General features: G+C 68.8%; 2 protein-coding genes and 1 tRNA gene. All 3 read left to right on the forward strand.

Annotated elements, in window-relative coordinates:
* The first annotated feature begins 465 nt into the window (after positions 1–465).
* Entirely contained in the window at positions 466–2,556 is a 2,091-nt protein-coding gene (locus ABZ281_RS43005) for a DEAD/DEAH box helicase (RefSeq protein WP_356663540.1), read from the forward strand.
* 217 nt (positions 2,557–2,773) lie between these two features.
* Positions 2,774–2,846, forward strand: a tRNA-Lys gene (locus ABZ281_RS43010).
* A gap of 308 nt (positions 2,847–3,154) precedes the next feature.
* A complete protein-coding gene (locus ABZ281_RS43015; protein ID WP_356663542.1) occupies positions 3,155–3,382 on the forward strand; it encodes a helix-turn-helix transcriptional regulator in 228 nt (75 codons plus the stop codon).
* Positions 3,383–3,410 lie beyond the last annotated feature (28 nt).

The raw sequence follows: 3,410 nt of genomic DNA on the forward strand, positions 1-3,410 counted from the left end.
GTCGACGTGACGATCGTCAACATCGCCATCCCGTCGATCCAGCGCGAGGCCGGCGCCTCCTTCAGCCAGATCCAGTGGGGCGCCGGAGGCCGGGTCACCGGCGTAGGGCCGTGGGGACGCAACGGAGGGGTGTGCCGTGAGGCTGTGCCGACGGGGCGGGAGAATTTCCTCCGGGGGCGGGAACAATCCCGGCCGGAGGGTGGTTGGAGCCCTCGGGAGGCTGTCCGGTCGTCGGACGGCTGCCCACTGTCGTCTGCACAGTCCGGTTTGCCTTGAGGGGCACGGAGTGCGTATGGTGGCAGATCGTTTGATCCCATCTTGCCCGGCGCCACTGCAGAGCGCGCCGTGTGGCGCGTACTCTCCCTTGCCGTGGTGGACCGCATTGAGGCGGTCGTATTGCGAATCGCGAATCACGGAGTTGACGGGCGCGTGCCGACTTGAGACTCCGGAAGGTTTCGCATTCGCATGTCCATCGCCAGTACTGATCACGTCGTCGTGCCCGAGAACGAGGCAACCGAGGACGCCCCCGAGGTCACTTTCGCGGACCTCGGTCTCCCCGAAGGCGTGGTGCGCAAGCTCGCGCAGAACGGCGTGACCACCCCCTTCCCGATCCAGACCGCGACCATCCCGGACGCCCTGGCCGGCAAGGACATCCTCGGCCGTGGCCGCACGGGCTCCGGCAAGACCCTGTCGTTCGGTCTGCCGACCCTGGCGCGTCTCGCCGGCGGCCGCACCGAGAAGCACAAGCCGCGCGCGGTCATCCTCACCCCGACCCGTGAGCTCGCGATGCAGGTCGCGGACGCCCTCCAGCCGTACGGCGACGTCGTCGGCCTGAAGATGAAGGTCGTCTGCGGCGGTACGTCGATGGGCAACCAGATCTACGCACTGGAGCGCGGCGTCGACGTCCTCGTCGCCACGCCGGGCCGGCTGCGCGACATCATCAACCGTGGCGCCTGCTCCCTGGAGAACGTCGAGGTCGCCGTCCTCGACGAGGCCGACCAGATGTCCGACCTGGGCTTCCTGCCCGAGGTCACCGAGCTGCTCGACCAGGTCCCGGCCGGCGGCCAGCGCATGCTGTTCTCGGCCACGATGGAGAACGAGATCTCCACGCTGGTCAAGCGTTACCTGAGCAACCCGGTCACGCACGAGGTCGACAGCGCCCAGGGCAACGTCACGACCATGTCGCACCACATCCTCATCGTGAAGCCCAAGGACAAGGCGCCGGTCACCGCCGCGATCGCCTCCCGTAAGGGCCGCACGATCATCTTCGTCCGCACCCAGCTGGGCGCCGACCGCATCGCCGAGCAGCTGTGCGACTCGGGTGTGAAGGCCGACGCGCTGCACGGCGGTATGACGCAGGGCGCGCGCACCCGCGTGCTGGAGGACTTCAAGAAGGGCTACGTCAACGCGCTCGTCGCGACCGACGTCGCCGCCCGCGGTATCCACGTCGACGGCATCGACCTGGTGCTGAACGTGGACCCGGCCGGGGACCACAAGGACTACCTGCACCGGTCCGGCCGTACCGCGCGTGCGGGCCGCTCCGGCACCGTCGTGTCGCTGTCCCTGCCGCACCAGCGGCGTCAGATCTTCCGGCTGATGGAGGACGCGGGCGTCGACGCCACGCGCCACATCATCCAGGGCGCCGGCGCCTTCGACCCGGAGGTCGCCGAGATCACCGGCGCCCGGTCGATGACCGAGGTCCAGGCCGAGTCCGTGGGCAACGCCGCGCAGCAGGCCGAGCGTGAGGTCGCCCAGCTCACCAAGGAGCTGGAGCGGGCGCAGCGGCGTGCGAACGAGCTCCGCGAGGAGGCCGACCGCCTGATCGCCCGGATCGCCCGCGAGCAGGGTGAGGACCCCGAGGCCGCGGTGGCCGAGGCCCAGGCGGCGGTGGTGGCCGCGGCGGCCGAGGTGTCCGTGCCCGAGCAGCCGGTGGCGCACGACGTCGACCGCGCGGACCGGGACGACCGTGGTGGTCGTGGCTTCGAGCGTCGTGACGACAATCGCGGTGGTGGTTTCCGCCGGGACGAGCGTCGTGATGACCGTGGTGGCCGTTCTTTCGAGCGTCGTGACGACCGTGGTGGTCGTGGCTTCGAGCGTCGTGACGACAACCGTGGTGGTGGTTTCCGCCGGGACGAGCGTCGTGATGACCGTGGTGGCCGTTCTTTCGAGCGTCGTGACGACCGTGGTGGTCGTGGCTTCGAGCGTCGTGACGACAACCGTGGTGGTGGTTTCCGCCGGGACGAGCGTCGTGATGACCGTGGTGGCCGTTCTTTCGAGCGTCGTGATGACCGTGGTGGTCGTGGCTTCGAGCGTCGTGACGACAACCGTGGTGGCGGTTTCCGCCGGGACGACCGTCCGGCCCGCCCCTTCGAGCGCCGGGACGAGCGCGGTGGCCACCGTGGCAGCGACCGTCCCTTCAACCGTGACCGTCAGGGCGACCGCCCGGGCTTCCGCACCTCCGGTCACGACCGCCCCTCCGGCCGTCGTGACGACCACCGCGGCGGCGGTTCGTTCCAGCGTCGCGAGGACAAGCCGCGCTGGAAGCGCAACGGCTGACATCAGCGCATGAGGAGCGCCGTGGCTCCGTCCCAACGGGCGGGCCACGGTGCTCTGTCGTTGCGGGCGGGCTCTCCGGGGCCCGCGCGGACACGCCCGAACCGGTTGATCCGTGGAAGCTCATCGGCCCAGTTCGTCCCTTTGGCAGGGCCCGGATCCCGATACCCGATCGGAGACTCGGCATCGTCCGGCTATGCTCGTGGGGGCAACATCGCCTGGGCCCTTAGCTCAATTGGCAGAGCAGTGGACTTTTAATCCATTGGTTGTGGGTTCGAGTCCCACAGGGCCTACATGAAGGACCCCAGCTCAGAAGGAAACTGAGCTGGGGTCCTGTCCGTTTCGGGTGGGTTTCATGATCGCTAGCTCAGCCCAAGCTCAACCGAAGTGTGGCGAGTTGAGGGGTGGGCGGCCGACCACTGGCCGGCCGCCCGTCCTGCCTCCAGCGTCCTCTCCTGGGCTGCCCGACAGGACAGCCGCAACGCCTTCGGCAGCTAGCGGAGGGGGGTGGGCTCACCCAGGGTTCCCGCCCCCTCCAAGATCAAACAATGCTCCACTTCTGATGCTGACAGCTTGATCATTTAGGCGCCAACTTGGACGAGTGCCCGAAGCTCTCCCCGAATGGATCCGCCTCGCCTGCCAGCAGCAGGGCGACCGCATCCGCGAGGCTCGCGAGCACGCCAACCTGACCCAGGAGAAGCTCGCCGAGAAGACGGAGTTAGGGCGGTCCACGGTTCAGCGCATTGAGGCCGGCAGCGGCATCAAGTACGTGCATCTGCTCGTCATTGCCCGGGCCCTCGAGGTCCCGCTGTCCGAGCTGGTGGAGTAAGAGCGGCCCCGGCTGGCGTCGGGGGAGG

The organism is Streptomyces sp. NPDC006265 (assembly GCF_040613555.1).
Lineage (GTDB): Bacteria > Actinomycetota > Actinomycetes > Streptomycetales > Streptomycetaceae > Streptomyces.